13 protein-coding genes are annotated in these 17,240 nt (G+C 47.8%); 6 read left to right on the plus strand and 7 right to left on the minus strand.

Annotated elements, in window-relative coordinates:
* Positions 1-6 precede the first annotated feature (6 nt).
* Both KNO76_RS11910 and KNO76_RS11915 read left to right on the plus strand, forming a co-directional pair.
* Positions 7-864 (plus strand): MBL fold metallo-hydrolase, encoded by an 858-nt coding sequence (locus KNO76_RS11910; RefSeq protein WP_214885685.1) that lies wholly within the window; start codon positions 7-9, stop codon positions 862-864.
* A complete protein-coding gene (locus KNO76_RS11915) occupies positions 861-1,295 on the plus strand; it encodes a GNAT family N-acetyltransferase (protein WP_214885688.1) in 435 nt (144 codons plus the stop codon). The genes KNO76_RS11910 and KNO76_RS11915 overlap by 4 nt, the downstream gene beginning before the upstream one ends.
* 23 nt (positions 1,296-1,318) lie before the next feature.
* Here KNO76_RS11915 and guaC read toward each other — a convergent pair whose 3' ends face one another.
* From guaC to KNO76_RS11950, 7 genes are all read right to left on the minus strand, one after another.
* A complete protein-coding gene (guaC, locus tag KNO76_RS11920) occupies positions 1,319-2,302 on the minus strand; it encodes a GMP reductase (protein WP_214885694.1) in 984 nt (327 codons plus the stop codon).
* Positions 2,303-2,487: 185 nt separating this feature from the next.
* Complete coding sequence (locus KNO76_RS11925) at positions 2,488-4,548, minus strand: PAS domain S-box protein (protein WP_214885696.1); 2,061 nt, start codon at positions 4,546-4,548, stop codon at positions 2,488-2,490.
* Between the two features lie 112 nt (positions 4,549-4,660).
* Positions 4,661-5,845 (minus strand): MFS transporter, encoded by a 1,185-nt coding sequence (locus KNO76_RS11930; RefSeq protein WP_214885697.1) that lies wholly within the window; start codon positions 5,843-5,845, stop codon positions 4,661-4,663.
* Between the two features lie 163 nt (positions 5,846-6,008).
* A complete protein-coding gene (locus KNO76_RS11935) occupies positions 6,009-8,018 on the minus strand; it encodes a catalase (protein WP_214885699.1) in 2,010 nt (669 codons plus the stop codon).
* A 133-nt stretch (positions 8,019-8,151) separates the two neighbouring features.
* Positions 8,152-8,805, minus strand: a complete 654-nt coding sequence (locus KNO76_RS11940) for a hypothetical protein (RefSeq protein ID WP_214885701.1) — start codon at positions 8,803-8,805, stop codon at positions 8,152-8,154.
* Between the two features lie 47 nt (positions 8,806-8,852).
* Complete coding sequence (locus KNO76_RS11945; protein ID WP_214885703.1) at positions 8,853-10,055, minus strand: NAD(P)/FAD-dependent oxidoreductase; 1,203 nt, start codon at positions 10,053-10,055, stop codon at positions 8,853-8,855.
* Positions 10,056-10,157: 102 nt separating this feature from the next.
* On the minus strand, positions 10,158-13,664 hold the full coding sequence (locus KNO76_RS11950; protein WP_214885705.1) for a lamin tail domain-containing protein: 3,507 nt from the start codon (positions 13,662-13,664) through the stop codon (positions 10,158-10,160).
* 372 nt (positions 13,665-14,036) lie between these two features.
* Between KNO76_RS11950 and KNO76_RS11955 the strand changes: the two genes are divergently transcribed.
* The 4 genes from KNO76_RS11955 to KNO76_RS11970 all read left to right on the plus strand — a co-directional run bounded on the left by KNO76_RS11955 (position 14,037) and on the right by KNO76_RS11970 (position 17,240).
* Positions 14,037-14,798, plus strand: a complete 762-nt coding sequence (locus KNO76_RS11955) for an alpha/beta hydrolase (protein WP_214703586.1) — start codon at positions 14,037-14,039, stop codon at positions 14,796-14,798.
* A 132-nt stretch (positions 14,799-14,930) separates the two neighbouring features.
* Positions 14,931-16,586 carry a glycoside hydrolase family 13 protein gene (locus tag KNO76_RS11960; RefSeq protein ID WP_214885714.1) on the plus strand — a complete coding sequence of 552 codons (1,656 nt, stop codon included), beginning with the start codon at positions 14,931-14,933 and terminating at the stop codon, positions 16,584-16,586.
* Positions 16,587-16,640: 54 nt separating this feature from the next.
* The gene (locus tag KNO76_RS11965) at positions 16,641-16,979 is read left to right on the plus strand and encodes a hypothetical protein (RefSeq protein ID WP_214885706.1); all 339 of its coding nucleotides are present in this window, start codon (positions 16,641-16,643) and stop codon (positions 16,977-16,979) included.
* A gap of 57 nt (positions 16,980-17,036) precedes the next feature.
* The gene (locus tag KNO76_RS11970) at positions 17,037-17,240 is read left to right on the plus strand and encodes a YwbE family protein (RefSeq protein WP_015880320.1); all 204 of its coding nucleotides are present in this window, start codon (positions 17,037-17,039) and stop codon (positions 17,238-17,240) included.

A 17,240-nucleotide genomic window follows, 5' to 3' on the forward strand; every position in this document is an offset into this window, starting at 1 on the left:
TTATTCATGCAAACTTTGATCAAGCACTCGGAACGTTTTTGGTACATGACACCTGTCGACCGTACAGACCGACCGATTCTCGGTGCCGTTGTCGGCGATACGCATACGCTGCTCATTGACGCTGGTAATTCTGTGTCGCACGCGTCATTCTTTTTAGAACAGCTAGAAAAACAAGGCCTCCGTGCGCCTTCGATGGTCGCATTGACACATTGGCATTGGGACCACATCTTTGGTTTACCGGTCCTAGAAGGGGTGGTATCGATTGCAAGTGAGGCGACAAAACAAGGAATGGAGAAGCTCGTCCCGTACGATTGGGACGATGCGTCTCTTGATGAACGGGTGGCGCAAGGGAATGAAATCGCATTTTGTGCGGAGGCGATCCGAGAAGAATACGGGGACGCACGCGACATCCAGATTGTGTTGCCGACGCTGACGTTTCAAGAATCACTGACGCTCGACCTTGGTGGGGTTCACGTTGTGTTGAAACATGTCGGGGGAGACCATGCAAAAGACGCTGTCATTTTATATTTTGTAGAAGAAAAAATCTTATTTTTGGGAGACGCGTTATACGCAAATCTATACGCTCCGACATGGCGGATGACACCGGAAGAGACACTTCGATTGTTGGATGTGTTGGAGACATTCGATGCCCAACAAATCGTTTGGTCACATGGTGAGATGGTGAGTCGTGAAGCGTTCGCAGAAGATTGCCTCGCATTAAGACGAATCGCCACCATATCAAATGATTTCCCAGGAAATATCGATGGAATCACTCGGTCATACGCTTCACTCGTCAATCGTGAAATCGATGAAGAAGAGAAAGAATTGATTACGTTTTTTGTGAACGGGACGATGGGAAGATGACACATATCATCACAAGAATTCACGAGGAGGACGAGACGTTCCAACAGTTTTTGACCACTCAATTGCGTGAGTATAACAACGTTCATTCGATTCATCATCGTGATATACGTGAAGCGAACGTGCCGCTCATTCAGTTAAAAATCGAACAAGAAGGACAGGTGATCGCCGGATTGTATGGGAGTGTGTATTGGGGATGGTTCGATTTGGATCGCCTGTGGGTTGATGCAGACTTTCATGGTCAAGGCATCGGTAGTCAAATACTTGTAGAAGGGGAGGCGTTAGCGAAGTCGCTCGGTGCGACGCGTGTAAAGTTGACGACGTTCTCGTTTCAAGCAAAAACGTTTTATGAACGATTCGGTTATACGGTCGCGGTTGTGCTACCGGACTACCCACCTGGATTGGACTACTACATGATGATGAAAGAACTATAAAAGGCGACACGAGGTCGCCTTTATTAATATACTTTATCCCCATTGAAGATTGAGTTTTTCACCATGACATAGTCTACTGTGCGCAATGCCTCGAGACTGTCACCACCCGCGTAAGAAATCGCCGATTGGAGGTCTTGCTCCATCTCGGTCAATGTATCTTGTAGTGCCCCTTTGTGTTCGACAAACATCTTTTTCCCCTCGACGTTTTTCCGCTCACCTTTTTGAAACTCGGAAGCCGAACCGAAATACTCTTTCAATTGTTTCCCGTCTTGCTCGAACGTTTCCCCCGGTGATTCATCGTGTCCGGCAAATAACGAGCCAATCATGACCATCGAAGCCCCGAAGCGAATCGATTTGGCGATGTCACCATGTGTCCTGATCCCTCCATCCGCGATAATCGGTTTTGTCGCTGCCTTGGCACACCATCGCAGTGCAGCCAATTGCCAACCCCCTGTACCAAACCCAGTCTTGATTTTCGTGATACATACTTTACCGGGTCCGATTCCGACCTTCGTCGCATCCGCTCCGGCGTGTTCTAATTCGCGAACAGCCTCTGGCGTCCCGACGTTCCCGGCGATGACGAATGAGCCGGGAAGATGGTGTTTGATGTGTTGAATCATTCGAATGACCGCATTTGAGTGTCCGTGTGCGATATCGATCGTAATGAATTCTGGCGTATGACCGGTCGATTTAAGCATCTCGATAAAGGCATACTCTTCTTTCTTCACCCCGACACTGATGGATGCATACAATCCACGCTCATGCATATCTTGGATAAACGCAAGACGCGTCTCTGGATTAAAGCGATGCATAATGTAAAAGTAACCGTTCTCAGCCAGCATCAGTGCTACTTTTTCATCGATAATCGTCTGCATGTTAGCCGGAACGACCGGTAAACGGAAAGTAAAGCCACCAAGCTCGACGGTCGAGTTACATTCTGAACGACTGTCGACAATACATTTTGCAGGAATCAATTGAATATCTTCATAATCAAATACTTTATCCATATGTCATACCCCTATTCACGAACATTAAAGTCTTAAATAACAAAAAAACTTCGCCCATTCGGTAATATAACGTGAATAGAACACAAAGTCAAAGGGTATCTAAATAAATTAACTTAAATATGAATATAATTTGATAAATACATTTAATCGTTCGGTTTTTATGTTTCACGTGAAAAAAGGACCACTCATTCGTGGTCCTTTGCGAGTACATATTGGTTTCGTCCGCCAGCTTTCGCTTCGTAGAGAGCAAGGTCGGCGCGTTTTAATAACTGTTTGGTCGACAAGCCTTTCACATAACGAGCGCCCCCGACACTTGAAGTCGTGATGAATGTATGATGGTCAATTTCCCATGGACGTTGCAATGCCTGGATGACTTTCTCTGCGACACGATGTAGAGAACAGAGGTCGTTGAAGCGAATGAGCACGGCGAATTCATCACCTCCGAGTCTAGCGATCATATCTTGTTTTCGAAGCACGGATGTCAATCGACGTGCGAGTTGGCGCAAGAGCTCATCACCCACATCATGACCGAACGTATCGTTTATTTGTTTGAAGCGGTCAACGTCAAGTGCGAGGACGGCCAATTCGCCCTGTTCGAACTCGGTTCGATCAATCTCTTCTTCGAGATAGGCGAGGAAGAAGCGGCGGTTCGGCAAATCCGTCAACGTGTCGTGATACGCCAAATGCTTCAATTGTTTCTCGAGTGCTTTTCGCTGCATGATTTCACGGCTGACCGTCAAGTAGTGAAGGAGACGTCCAGATTCATCACAGATGGCCTGTATTTTCGTTTCGAGCCATATCCAGCGCTGATCGGCGTGAAAATGACGGAATTCAAGTGTCAACGAGATGTCCTGTTGCTGTCTTTCTTTCAACTGCTCCCTGACGATATGGATGTCGTCAGGATGGATATAGTCGAGCGTATTCTTCCCTTCGTAATACCCGGCCGCAAAGCCGAGCACGGTACGGTGGGAAGGGGATGCATAACGAACGGTACCGTCCCGTTCTAACATACAAACGAGATCACTCATGTTTTCTGTGATCAATCGATATTGTAACTCGCTTTGTCTCAAGGCTTGTTCCATTTCACGTTTTTCCGTGACATCACGTAAAATCGTTAGGACGGCCGTTTCGCCCTCGTAGTCGATGAGGAGACTACTGATATCCATCTGGAGCTTGTCTCCACTCGGCGTCACGATGGCCATTTCTGTATCCTTCACAGGGCCTCCAAGTTCAAGGGATGAGAGTCGTTTACGGGTGGATAGATGATGCTCTTCTGCGATGAATGAAAAAATCGATTCACTCTCGAGGTAAGTTTCACTAATTGTGGCGAGCGCCATCGCGTTCGCGTATATAATTTTCCCGTCTTGATGGACGATGATGCCTTCTGGAATCGTTTCGATCAGTTGACGATAGCGGCGTTCACTTTCGACCATAGCACGTTCGGCGTTCTTCTCGGGCGTCAAGTCGATGATGATTGCAAATAGGCCGGTAATGTTACCACCGACCTCGATTGGAATGTTGAGGACGGACAAGTCGAGTCGTTCACCGGATTGATGTTCAGCATAAACGGAATATTTGTGTGGAATCCCAGAAAGCGTGAATTGTAATCCTTTCCGTACTCGAGACCGTTCACTCTCGGGAAGCCAATGCAGGAACGGATGGTGAAGCATGTCCTGTTCCGCATAACCCGTGATGGCCGTGACGGCCGGGTTGACTGATTTAATGTTTAGATGATGATCGAGCACAAAGATGCCATGGGGAGAATACCGTCGCAGCGACTCATGATGATCTTTCAGGATTGAGAGTTCGAGCTCACGACGTTTTCGTTCTGTCACTTCACGAACGACGGAGACGATATGTGTGCAGATTCCCTCATCATCAAAAATCGGAGTTACTTCTGACTCGAAGTAATGAAGTGGAAGCGTCAACACATCATTCGCCTCTACGGTATCCGTATAAAATGAGTCAGCAAGAAGATAGTCTTCATAGACGACACTCTTTTTTGTTCGGATTGCTTCATCGTAATACTGTGAGATGAGAGCGGCCGTCTCAGTCGGAACGAGTTCATCAATCTTCTTCCCGATATCCTCATCCGACCAGTTGATTGCACGTTTTCCGGGTTCGTTCACGAAGACGTATCGATAAGCTGAACCATCAACTTCCATAAAGAATACATAGTCTGAAATTTTATCGAACGTCCGTAGTAAAATCGATGCGTTGGATTGAAATGTATGGTCAGCTTTCATCTCGTCTCCCTCATTTCGTTCATTCTATTTTTTACACGTCATTTTTATTTTAACGTATCCACCACAGAAATGTGTGAACTTTCAAAAAAAGACAGGATGCATATACATCCTGTCAGGCAGCTTCGTTCAGTTGTTTTTGTTCGTTCCGTCCATTCATAACGTAATACAAGAAAATGGTAAAGAGAACGACGCCAGAGAGAATCAGGTATAACGTCGAGAAACCGGTCAACGGAATGAGTAGTCCGATGAAATAAGGTCCAAACCCGAGACCTGCATCGAGCGCAATAAAGAACGTGGATGTCGCCATCCCCATCCGGTGGGGTGGTGAAGCCTTAACGGCAATCGCTTGTGTACCAGATTGGATATTTCCGAAACCTAGTCCAATCAAAGCACCTGCGAGTAGAAGAATCCAGCCACTGCTTGCTTGACTGAGCACAAGAAGCCCGACGGCAAAGATGGCGATTGCTGGATACATGACGACGTTTGCTCCGCGCGCATCCATCAATTTCCCAGTGATTGGACGTGATAAGAGTACTGCAACCGAATAGACAAGGAAGAAGATACTTGCCGCCTCAATCAAGTCGAGTTCACTTGCATAAAAGTTGATATAGGACAAGACACTCGAGTAGCTTAGTGCGGCCATGCCGATGATGAGGGCAATCGGTAACGCCCTCGGTTCGACGAATGATTTCAATGAGAAGCCACGAACGACTTCAGGAGTATCGACTTCTGGTACATTCACAAAGAACGTACTCGCCAAACTGATGACCCCGATTACAAAACAAAGTCCGAAAATGACCGTAAAGCTCGTATATTGGCTAAGGAGAAGCCCGATGAATGGCCCGATGGCTGTCGCCAGAGTGGAGCTCATGCTGTAATAGCCGATGCCTTCACCTTTCCGGGTCGCAGGGATGATTTGCGCTACGATGGTCCCGGTTGCCGTACTCGATAATCCCATCCCGAGACCGTGAACGAACCGGGTGAGCAATAAGAAGCCGATGCCCCAATGGACGAAGTACAATAAAATCGTGGTGGTGAAAAAGACGAGCCCGATATAAAGCGTCTTCTTCCGACCGATCGAATCAATGAGTCGACCGATGAATAATCGTCCGGTCAACGTTCCGATGATGAAGATACCGGTGACAAGTCCTGCTTGACTCGTCGTCGCTCCGTACGACTCGACGGCATGCACTCCGATTGTGACCATCAATAAGAAAAAGATAAGCGTCAGGAAGAAGTTGATGAGCGAGATGATCAAGAAGTCTCGCGTCCACAGTTTTTGAATAGGTTGATGCATCAAACACGACGCCTCCTTTTCTTCAAAGTTGAATAGTTAATAAACATAACTAAAAGAGTATACCAAATCAAATTAAGATTGTCTGAGATGATGCACTACATGCACTGAATGACAGACATGAAAAAAACTCGACTCGGGAATCGAGTCGAGTAAAGTAACGTCGTTAGGCACGGTCCCAGAAACGGGCTGTCGCAATCCCATCGATGAACGCATCGAATCCATCGAGGTTGTGCTCGTCAAACGTGAAGACGCCAGGCTGGTCTGTCTTCACGCGACATGTGGCGAGTGCCTCTTTGTGATGCACGTGCAAGGCGAGCGGCTTATAGTGCTTATACGTGTTCTCGATAAACTCGAGGACATCATCTTCGACCGAGGTTGCGGCGCTCACTAAGAAAGCGGCATCGAAGAGGCTCGCGTCGACTGTGTCATACGTCTCTTTTACTTTCAAATCACCGAGCATATGCGCTTTTTTTCCGACGAGGCTATAGTTGACATTGTGGTCGGCGAGCGTCTGCACCCATTGTTTCACCTGATTCGCGTCCACGTCACCGGCGAGGAGGAGGGCGACACTCTTCGTGTTCGGTTTTTTAATCGTGTTGGCCATCGAGAGGGCAGGGGAGCTCTTATCTGACTGGACCTCATTATTCTCTTCTGGCACTTGTACCCCTAAATTGTCCGCGACGACTTCGGCGAGGTGACGATCGATCCGATTCAATAAATCGACGGCGTTTTCTTTCACCATGTCGGACTCACATTTTCCGAGTTCAAAACTACAGGCGTCTTGAATATGTTGCTTCTCGACATCGGTCATGCTGTTGTAGAAGAGCTTCGCCTGTGAATAGAAATCAAGGAAGCTGTCGCTACGGCCGCGAATCTTATGCCCGTCCACCTTCTCTTGATAATGCTCGAAACCACCTTGGTCGGCCGGTACGGGTTCCGGCTGGTTGTTGTTGAGCGCATTTTTGTGATAGCTCGTCTGACCTTTATGGACGGCCATTTGATGCATCCCGTCCCGCTGATTGTTGTGGAACGGACAAACTGGCATATTGATTGGAATCTGGTGGAAGTTTGGTCCACCGAGACGCGAAAGTTGCGTGTCCGTATATGAGAACAGACGACCTTGCAAGAGCGGATCGTTCGAGAAGTCGATTCCTGGAACGAGATGACCCGGGTGGAACGCGACTTGCTCAGTTTCCGCGAAGAAGTTGTCGACGTTTCGGTTCAAGGTCATCTTCCCGACGAGTTTCACCGGGATTTCTTCTTCCGGCCACAGTTTGGTCGGGTCTAGAATGTCGAAGTCGTATTTGAACTCGTCTTCTTCAGGGATGAGTTGAAGTCCGAGCTCCCATTCTGGGTAGTCGCCTTTATTGATGGCTTCATACAGGTCGACACGGTGGAAATCAGCATTTTTCCCGGCTGCTTTTTGGGCTTCGTCCCATACTTGTGAATGCACCCCGAGCTTTGGCTTCCAATGAAACTTGACGAAGTGCGCCTTCCCTTCAGCATTTACGAGACGGAACGTATGCACCCCGAACCCTTCCATCATGCGTAGACTACGCGGAATCCCCCGATCACTCATCGCCCACATGATCATATGAGCGGTCTCGTGATTTTGTCCGACGAAATCCCAGAACGTATCGTGCGCGCTTCCCCCTTGCGGCACTTCCGTATGTGGTTCAGGTTTCACGGCGTGGACGAGGTCCGGGAACTTGATTGCATCTTGGATAAAGAAGACCGGGATGTTATTCCCGACTAAATCATAATTCCCTTCGTCTGTGTAGAACTTCGTCGCAAATCCACGGACGTCCCGAACGGTGTCACTGGAACCGCGTGACCCCTGAACCGTTGAGAAACGGACGAATACGGGTGTTGTCTTCGAAGGGTCATTCAAGAAATCCGCTTTGGTGAACTCGGCAAGCGGTTCATACACCTGGAACTCCCCGTGTGCTCCGACTCCACGCGCATGAACGATGCGCTCCGGAATCCGCTCATGGTCGAAGTGAGTCATCTTCTCACGGAAATGGAAGTCCTCGATTAACGTCGGACCACGACGTCCTGCTTTCAGCGAGAATTCGTCTTCCGCCATCTTCAGACCTTGGTTTGTCGTCAAGCCAGCTTGTTGTTCGTTATCAATCGTATGTTGTTTTAACTGCTCTTCTTTCTTGTTCCCCATGTGATTGCCTCCCTTAAGTATGACTGACCGTCGTAAGTCACGATTTGACCTACTATATCGGTGTTCCCTAACCTAAAATAAAAAAATCCCTCTTTTTCAAAAAAAGAGAGATTTCACACAAAGTTAAGATTATTCATAATGCGGCCCATACATGTTGTTTCAATACGATTTGTTGTACCGCTTTAGGATCGAGTTCGTATTCCGTGGCAATGACACGCGTCACTTTCGCTTTCGCATCGGGGTCATCAAGATTCTGCTCCGTAAACTGGTCTTGCCATGACCTCCAAATCTGTATCTCTTTGTCGGTCAATTTGGTCGTCCATTCTTTTTCCCGAAGTTGCCAGCCGAATATCATGTCGTCTATTTGACCGGGTTTCACCCAATCGGCAAGCGCGTAATCACCTTCCGGAGCGAATACGGCTTCACCGAGTGGGGGTTCCGTCCCGATATACGCGGCATCATCATAAAATCGTAGCAAGGCGGCCTGAAACTGATCAGACTGTTGTACGTCATCGATGACGTCATGACTGATTGATTGAAGCTCATCCGTACTCCGTTCCCCATATACCACGACATCATATTCATATCGAGTGACGCCGTCTTCTTCAATGGGTGTACGTTCTTCAATCGTGTATATTTCCTCGGAAATAAAGGCTTGTTCAGACTTCAATTGTGTGGTGGGTGTCGACTCCTGCGGCCAGAACCAGACGGCCAAGCCGAGCGGGACGAGAAACACGGCGAGACGCCGGAGTTGATATACCCAATTTGCTTTTCTTTTTTTCTTCAACCAAAAAACACTCCTTCAATATGTAACAATCCCCGAGATGTCGGGGATTATGTTCGATCTAGACGAACGAGGTCCGCATCGGGATGCGACTGACCGCGAACGAGGGCACTTAAAATACGAGAGCCGAGCATGCTGTACACCGTCCCATTTCCCCCATATCCAAGTAAGTAAAACAAGTTCGGTTGATTCGGGTGCTCTCCGATGAACGGGAGCTGGTCCACTGATTCTCCAAATAAGGCGACCCAGGCATAATCGATTTCAAGGTCATACATCGGGAAGAGCTCAGCTATTTTTTCTTTCACCCGTTCAGCCCGATCATTCATGAGCGTCTCGTCGTGAGGCGTCTCCGCTTTGTCTTCATCGAGACCGCCAGCGATAATCCGACCATCGGGAGTCGTACGTAAATAGAGATACGGGCGTTTCGTTTCCCAAATGAGGGCACGTCCTTCCCAATCACTGAACTCAGCGATCGGATTCGTGGCGATGGCGTATGACCGATTTAAATCGATTCGATGGGAATCGAGTAGGGGGGCTGGCCCATAACCCGTCGCAAAAATAACTTTATTCGCTTTGAATGTCCCGTTTGAGGTGAAAACGACCCATCCGTCACCGTCGGACACGACCTCATCCACCGATGTTTCTTCAAAAATTGGGACGTGTCGTCTTGATAAATGGCGAATGATTTGACGGCTTAGCGTGAGCGGATTGACCTCGGCATCGCCTTTGGTGATAAGGGCCGCCGGTTTTTCGAATGGGAAGCGTTCGCGTAATGTCTCACGATCCAACCATTCCACGTCAAAACCGTACTTTGACAGCATTTCATACTCACGTTTCAATTTGGCAACATCGGTCTCATCACTCGCAAAACAAAGACTGTCCCGTCGAATATATATATCGGATGCACCGACATCTTTTGCCACCTGGTCGAGCGATTCGACCGCATCGAGACACAATTGATAAAAGCGAACAGCTGCCGCCTCTCCAATTTTTTCTGCGAGTTCATGTAACATGATGTCATTTGAATATTGAATTAACCCGGTATTTGCTGATGTGCTTCCTGTCCCGACTTTGCGCGCATCAATCACCGCAAAATCGACACCGTCCTGTTGTAGCGTATAGGCCGTCAATGTCCCGGACATGCCAGCTCCAATGACGAGCACGTCGTAGCGTTCCTTTTTTTCAGGTTGTTGCAATACGACGTTATCTGATTCAGTTGTTGGCCAATACAGTTCTCCGTTATACAGTTCCATAATTTCTCCTCCACGATTCAGCTTCTTCCTTTTTATCCCCGCTTCAGAAAAGGCAAAACCTAAAAAACCGCAGACAATGTGTCTTGTCTGCGGTTCAAGATGTCATTTCTTGATAATGATTGATGAAGGAGAGGCACCTTTCGTATACGTGATGCGTTGGACGTTCTTCGCACCATGAATCTCAGCAAGGTTTTTCCCGTCAACGATGACTTCCTTCACTGTTGCATCTTTGAAGTCGATAGTGGCACCAGCTTCTTTTGGTTTCACTTGAACGACGATGTTTTTTAAAGCGTCACCAGTCAATTCCGTGTATATACCACGAACGAAGATCCCATTTTTGAAGTTTGTACCTTTTCCGATCGTCACACCGATATAATCCTCTTGAAGGACGAGACGTGCAGCTTTATGGTTTTCCACGGTATAACGCGTCAATTCCACTTCTGGTTCCGGTGTGAAGTCGATTTGTGCAAGGACTGGATCGTGGTCACTCGCACGTCCTGACATCTCTGTGAAGTCTGCGTTGACGTGAATCATGTCGATCTTCGTAGAGTTCGCTAAGCGGTTCGACACGAGGATATGGTCGAGTACTTGCGAATTCCCTTGATACACATAAGAGTAACGGTCGACAGCCGGGACTTTCTCGACCATGTTCGTCATTAAGTCACCTTTGAAGATTTGAAGTGCATCCGAGAATTCGAAGTCGTTGAAGTCTCCAAGTGCAACAACGTTTACTTCTGGGTTCTTCGTCTTCACGTCCGACACGAAGTTGTGGACGACTTGTGCAATTTTCTTACGTTGCACTTCACTTCCGAGTACGACCGGCTGTTGTGAACCGAAGAACCCAGTATCGCCGCCTTTTGAGTTCCAGTGGTTCGCGATGACGATGACGTTCTCGCCTTGGAAGTCGAATTGAGCCGCCAACGGTTTACGTGAGCGATCGAACGCTTCGTTCGTTGGGTCGATCCGTCCCGGGTTGTGCGTCAATTTCCCGTCAGCGTATCCGACTGCCGTCGTCGCATCACCGGCAGGAATTCCGTCAGTCAATGACACGCGCTCAGGGTCGTATAAGAAGCCGACGCGGATGTTGGCATCCGGTGCGCCACCATCCTGGTTGTTCTCTGGGTCGATGTTTGCGTACTTGTATGTCTTCCCGCCGACAGCAACAATGTTGTCAATCAAGCGTTGATAACTTTGATCAGCGGCAGAACCTGCCCCTTTGTCCTGTCCGTCGTTGTCTTGTACTTCTGTCACGCCGATGATGTCAGGGCTGTTCAATTCATTGACGAACGCTTTCGCCAATTTGAGTGCCTTCTCATCTGATGTTTCTTTGATGTTGTTCGAGAAGTTTTCTAAGTTATACGATGCAATCGTTAATTGATCTTCCTCTGCCTTGATGAACGTCTTCTCACGCTGCGCATCCCCTTTGACGAATGTAGCCTTCATATCCTCAAGTGAAGCTTGAATCTTATAGTTACCGAATGAATAGCCGACGACACCGACAATTGGTCCGTTGAAACGGTCGCCTGTCGCGACATCAAAGTCACGTGCTTCTGCGTTCGGTTCGAGACGGAACTGAATGCGTTCTGGATTCGCGTCGTTCTTTTTCAATAAGATGCCGCCATTGTATGTCTCCGTTGGCGTATCTTCGAGAACAGTCACTAAATCACCGTACTCCTGCGGTCCGACCGACTTCAAATTGTTCGTTTGAACGCGCATCCCTTCAAGGCTCTCCCAGAAATCGATTGCGTCCTTCTCCGGGTTGAAGACGGCGAGATTATCACTGTCGATATACTCGGTTGGGAGATTTGAAGCGTCAATCGTGATCGGGGTAGGAAGTGTTACACCGCTCTCGAGAACTTCAACTTTTCCGTTACGCGTATCGATTTGTGTCATCTTCATATCTGTCTGTTGACGGTCGCTGTATCCTTCAATCGCGTACTCGCTCACTTTTCCGTTCACTTTAACGAGGTCACCGACTTGAATACCAGCAATTGAACGTCCGCCGTAAAGGACAATCCCTTCAGATGTGCGTGCATCATTATCGGCTTCCGTGTCAGGCGTTTGGATGAAGTAATAGGTCGTTCCACTTGACACGAACGTAGACGTGACGATTCCTTCGACACCTTCAACCGTCTGTCCGTTCATCGGAGCGGTATGGTTCGCACCTTGGATGTCGTGAATGCGAATTTTGTCTGTAATCTTGTAAGAGAATGTCGAGATGGCACTGAACGCATCTTCCGTTTTCACGACCGTCTTCAATGTCATCGAGTTTTCGATGCGGATTGGATTTTCGTAACGAAGACCATTCTCTTTCGGATCAGATCCGTCGAGCGTATAGAAAATCTCGGCGTCTGCTGTCGTTGTCGAGAGCGTGACGTCTTGTGGTCCGACGAACGTACCGGCACCTGGTTTTGCGACGGCAGGGCGAAGAACAGACGTATCGATGACTGTATCTGCTGGGTCACGAGGGATGATTTGGTACATGTTATCAAATTGCTGGACGATTCCTGTAATCGATGAATAGTTCACGTCTGTCTGCAAGTCGAGGATGCTTCGCTCGTCACGAACGATGAACTCTTTTGTCCCATCTGTTGCCGTCAAGTTCTGACCGCTACCTGTGAGCGTGACATTTTTGACGGTGACGAGTTCTGATTCGACGTTTTCGTTGATTTGTTCACCTGTCACTACTTGTGCAACAGGAAGCGTCGATTCCTGTTTGGAGACGACGACGGCACTGTTCAATTGAAGTAGTTCACGATATGAACCGACGACCCCTGTGACGACAACCTCATCCCCGACATTGACCGCAAGTGACGTTGGACGGATAGACAGACCTCCCGTCGCGTCTTGGATGGAGATCGTGTTTGCTAATTTAGCCGTGACGATTCCTTTTACCGTGACCGTCTCGTTTTCTGCTTTTGTCCGCGCGTCAGCAATTGAAATCGGTGTGATTGGTGCAGGCGGTTCAGTCGTGCCACCATCTCCGTACTCGACACCTTGGAACGTATGTAACCCGAGGTTATCGAACGTGTCTTGTGGTGTCGATATCCATTCGATAGACGGGTCGAACGTGTCGCTGCCTTCACTGTCTCCACGCGTCACCGTATCTTTACGAATGAGCGACTGATCGGCAGTCGCAACGATCGTTCCCCATTTTGTCCCCGGGTCGAAACCGAGTTGACCAAAGACATCGAGAATAGTGTCTCCTTTTTTCAAGATGATTGTGTCATCCCCATTGAAGTTCGTCACGGCGCTCACCGTGTTCGATTTTTCTTTCAACGCGTCCGATGCACTGCCGTTCACGATGACATATGTAGCTCCCGGTGCGAGTGTGCCTGTTAAATTCAATGTGTTTCCGGCAGTCGTGCCTCCGTTTGAATACAATTCAATCTTGTAAGCAGAAAGGTCAATTGTCGCGTTCGTTCCGTTAAATAACTCGATTGCCTTGTTATTACTTGATCCTTCAACATATTCTGAAATGAAGAGGTCTGAAGCGTTCAACGTTTCGGCGTGTACGTTTGCCGCGATCGGCGTCATGCTGCTGACGATGAGTCCTGCTGATAAGGCAAGGCCAGTGACTGTCTTAAATGATTGTGTTGGTTTCCCCATGTGTAAGTCTCCCTTAGATGTAATGGTCTAATCCGATTTCCCCAATTCGTGTCGTTGATTAATGGTGAATATTCGTCCCCCTTTTTCGAAAAAACGACGTGATAGCGCTTACATTACTTCTCTTGTGACAAATTTCTTGAAAAATATTCGTGTATTGTCAAAATTAACACGTTCATTTCCCAAGTTTTTAACTACATGTTAAACATAACCAAGCAGACGTCAGAACTCAATCTACTAAATACGAAGTTATGATTACATTTTGATGACAAGGTAAATGAAACCTGAAGAACTTGACGATTGCTTCGATAAAATTTACACTCTTCTAATACGAATTAATTGTATCGGTTAAGTGGGTATTAAGAGGAGGAAGAAATGAAAGAAACCGTTTATCCAGTTATTCCTGGAGCAGGCGCATTTTATTATGAAGGAAACGAGATTGGAATTTTACTTTGTCATGGCTTCAACGGGACACCTCAAAGTGTGCAAGATGTCGGGATTGAACTGATGAAACAAGGGTTTACTGTTTACGCACCACGTTTGAAAGGGCATGGGACAGACCCGGAAGATTTTCGATGTTCAACGCATCGATGCTGGTATAAGAGTGTGATCGAAGGAATTGAGCGATTGCGTGAATCTTGTCAGACTGTCATCGTTGTCGGTCAGTCAATGGGTGGAACGTTGGCACTCAAAGCAGCTCTTGGAAGAAAAGCAGACGCAGTCGTAACAATCAATGCCGCACTGTCCGTACCGGGATATGCGTGCCATGCGTCGGATACCGAGTGTCGATTCATCGACGAAGACGCGCCCGACATCTTAGCAGAAGACGTATATGAGATTGTCTATGACCGCGTGCCGACAAGAGCAATCCGAGAATTGCTTTCGCTGATTGACGAGGTGCGACCTCACGTCGAATCGGTGGATGTGCCGACATATGTGATTCATTCAGCTGTCGACAACGTGGTTCCACCTTCCGACTCCATCTGGTTGTTTGATCAGCTACAAGGAACAAAAGAATACGCCGTGCTTCCAAACTCATATCACGTCGCGACGATGGACCATGATTGGAAACACTTATCGAAGCTCATCACGGCCTTCTGTGAACAAGTGGGGGCGCATCATCAAAATGCAGTGTAAAAACTGCATTTTTTTATGGACTGATTCTTTGCAAACGCTTGCACTAGTGCTATGGTAGATGTGAATCATACCTTATTGTAGGAGGCACGGTGCCGTATGGAGACGTTGTTCAGCCAAACGAAACAAACAAAAATAAGTCGTGTATGGTGGAAAGAGGCGATTGCCTATCAAATCTATCCACGAAGTTTCAAAGATTCGAACGGGGATGGGATTGGAGACCTTCGTGGAATCATTGAAAAGCTTGATTACTTAGAAAACCTTGGGATTGATGTCATCTGGATTTGTCCGATGTATAAATCGCCGAACGATGACAACGGATACGATATTAGTGATTACCAAGATATTATGGAAGAGTTCGGGACGATGGAAGATTTCGACGCCTTGCTAAAGGCTGTACATGCGCGTGGGATGAAGCTGTTGCTCGACCTCGTCGTCAACCATACGTCGGACGAACATCCATGGTTCCTAGAGTCGAAAAGTTCGAAAGACAATCCGAAACGGGATTGGTACATTTGGCGAGATGGTAAAGAAGGTGCACCACCGAGCAACTGGGCGAGTATCTTTGGCGGCTCTGCCTGGGAATACGATACAGAGACTGATCAATATTACTTACACGTCTTCTCGAAGAAGCAACCTGATTTGAACTGGGAGAATCGTGAAGTACGAACGGCTGTTTACGATATGATCAATTGGTGGCTCGATAAAGGCGTCGACGGATTCCGTGTCGATGCAATCAGTCACATTAAAAAGATGCCGACGGGGACGATGCTTCCATCTCCGGACGGCAAACCGGTCGTCACGGCGTTCTCGATGTATTCGAATATCGATGGAATCCATGACTACCTTCAAGAGATGAAGCGGGAGACTTTCTCGAAATACGATATTATGACCGTTGGTGAAACGAACGGGATTGAACCGGAAGCAGCGGATCTTTGGATGGGACCGGAAAATGGCGCGATGAATATGGCGTTTCATTTTGACCATGTCGATATTATGCGACGGTCACGTCTTGCCCCGCTCGATGTCGTCGAGTTGAAACGAATCTTTGATAAATGGCAACAAGGTTTACTCGAAACCGGTTGGAACGCACTATACATTGAAAATCATGATATGGTGCGAGCGGTCTCGCTCGTTGGGGATGAGCAACATTACTGGCGTGAGAGTGCCACGGCTCTTGGGATGATGTATTTCTTTATGCACGGCACACCATTCATCTATCAAGGACAAGAGATTGGGATGAGGAATGTGCCCCTCCCGTCCATTCATGACTATGATGATGTCGCGACAAAAAATGAGTATTTCGAACGGATTGCGAACGGGATGAGTGAAATCGATTCGATGCAACAAGTATGGGGGACCTCACGTGACAACGTGCGAACACCGATTCAATGGGATGCGTCGCCTCATGCTGGTTTCTCGACGAAAACACCATGGATGCCGATTCATGAAGAGTATGAGACGCTTAACGTCGAGGCGCAGCAACACGATCAACACTCAATCCTATCATTCTACAAGGAGATGATTCGACTTCGCCGAGCCGAAGAGACGTTTACGTATGGTCGTTATCGTGACGTCTTGCCAGAGCACAAGCAAGCCTTCGTCTATGAACGTTCTTTTGAGAACAATCGATTTTTCGTGGTCGTCAACTTGACTGCCAACCCGGCAGAAGTGACAATTCCAGAAATAGCGGGCGCTACGCTCGTCATGACGAATGAAATTGATCCGGAGACGATTGAGACCGAGACATTTATGTTGCGACCATTCGCAGCCCGTCTATATCGTTTATGATAGAGAGGTACCTTCTGAGGAGGGTACCTCTATTGAATGTGAGGTGAGATGAGGATGCATACGATTGAATTTTCAAATGGGAACGAGGTAGCACGAGTCGTCATCATAAGCGCGAGCCGCGAACAAGTAAACTTGATGATGGATGAGCAACGTGTTGTAACCACTGTGACAACGTATCTCGATTTTGGAGAGGCGTTCGCCTCGGCCTTCTATTCCCTTCAAGGAACGGCGACGCTCCATGATATCGATGGAAATACGATCATCAACGTCATCTTTTCGCATCGAGGAGTCAGCTTGCAATTCCATCATCCGCTTCCCGAGAAGACACTACAGACCGATCAAAGTCACATGACGGAAACGATGCGACAAATCGGTATATGGGATAGACTGTGACAAATACGGGAAAAAAGCATATGATAGAGATTGACTAAATGGAAAGGGGTGTCGGGTATGGATGGAACGAAACGTGCTGACATTCGCCCAGGGCTCCATGTCCAAATCGTTTTGAAACAAGATCAACGAAGCGGAAAGCTGACGAAAGGCGTCGTTCAGGATATATTGACGAACTCGCCACGTCATCCGCACGGAATCAAAGTGCGTTTGAGCGATGGACAGGTCGGTCGTGTGAAAGTGATCGAAGCTGGAGGTGAGTAA

The organism is Exiguobacterium sp. s101, from assembly GCF_018617835.1.
Taxonomy (GTDB): domain Bacteria; phylum Bacillota; class Bacilli; order Exiguobacteriales; family Exiguobacteriaceae; genus Exiguobacterium; species Exiguobacterium marinum.

Coding starts and splice junctions, on each gene's coding strand:
- KNO76_RS11910 (WP_214885685.1), top strand. CDS start 7: ATGCAAACTTTGATCAAGCACTCGGAACGTTTTTGGTACATGACACCT.
- KNO76_RS11915 (WP_214885688.1), top strand. CDS start 861: ATGACACATATCATCACAAGAATTCACGAGGAGGACGAGACGTTCCAA.
- guaC (WP_214885694.1), bottom strand. CDS start 2,302: ATGGATAAAGTATTTGATTATGAAGATATTCAATTGATTCCTGCAAAA.
- KNO76_RS11925 (WP_214885696.1), bottom strand. CDS start 4,548: ATGAAAGCTGACCATACATTTCAATCCAACGCATCGATTTTACTACGG.
- KNO76_RS11930 (WP_214885697.1), bottom strand. CDS start 5,845: ATGCATCAACCTATTCAAAAACTGTGGACGCGAGACTTCTTGATCATC.
- KNO76_RS11935 (WP_214885699.1), bottom strand. CDS start 8,018: ATGGGGAACAAGAAAGAAGAGCAGTTAAAACAACATACGATTGATAAC.
- KNO76_RS11945 (WP_214885703.1), bottom strand. CDS start 10,055: ATGGAACTGTATAACGGAGAACTGTATTGGCCAACAACTGAATCAGAT.
- KNO76_RS11950 (WP_214885705.1), bottom strand. CDS start 13,664: ATGGGGAAACCAACACAATCATTTAAGACAGTCACTGGCCTTGCCTTA.
- KNO76_RS11955 (WP_214703586.1), top strand. CDS start 14,037: ATGAAAGAAACCGTTTATCCAGTTATTCCTGGAGCAGGCGCATTTTAT.
- KNO76_RS11965 (WP_214885706.1), top strand. CDS start 16,641: ATGCATACGATTGAATTTTCAAATGGGAACGAGGTAGCACGAGTCGTC.
- KNO76_RS11970 (WP_015880320.1), top strand. CDS start 17,037: ATGGATGGAACGAAACGTGCTGACATTCGCCCAGGGCTCCATGTCCAA.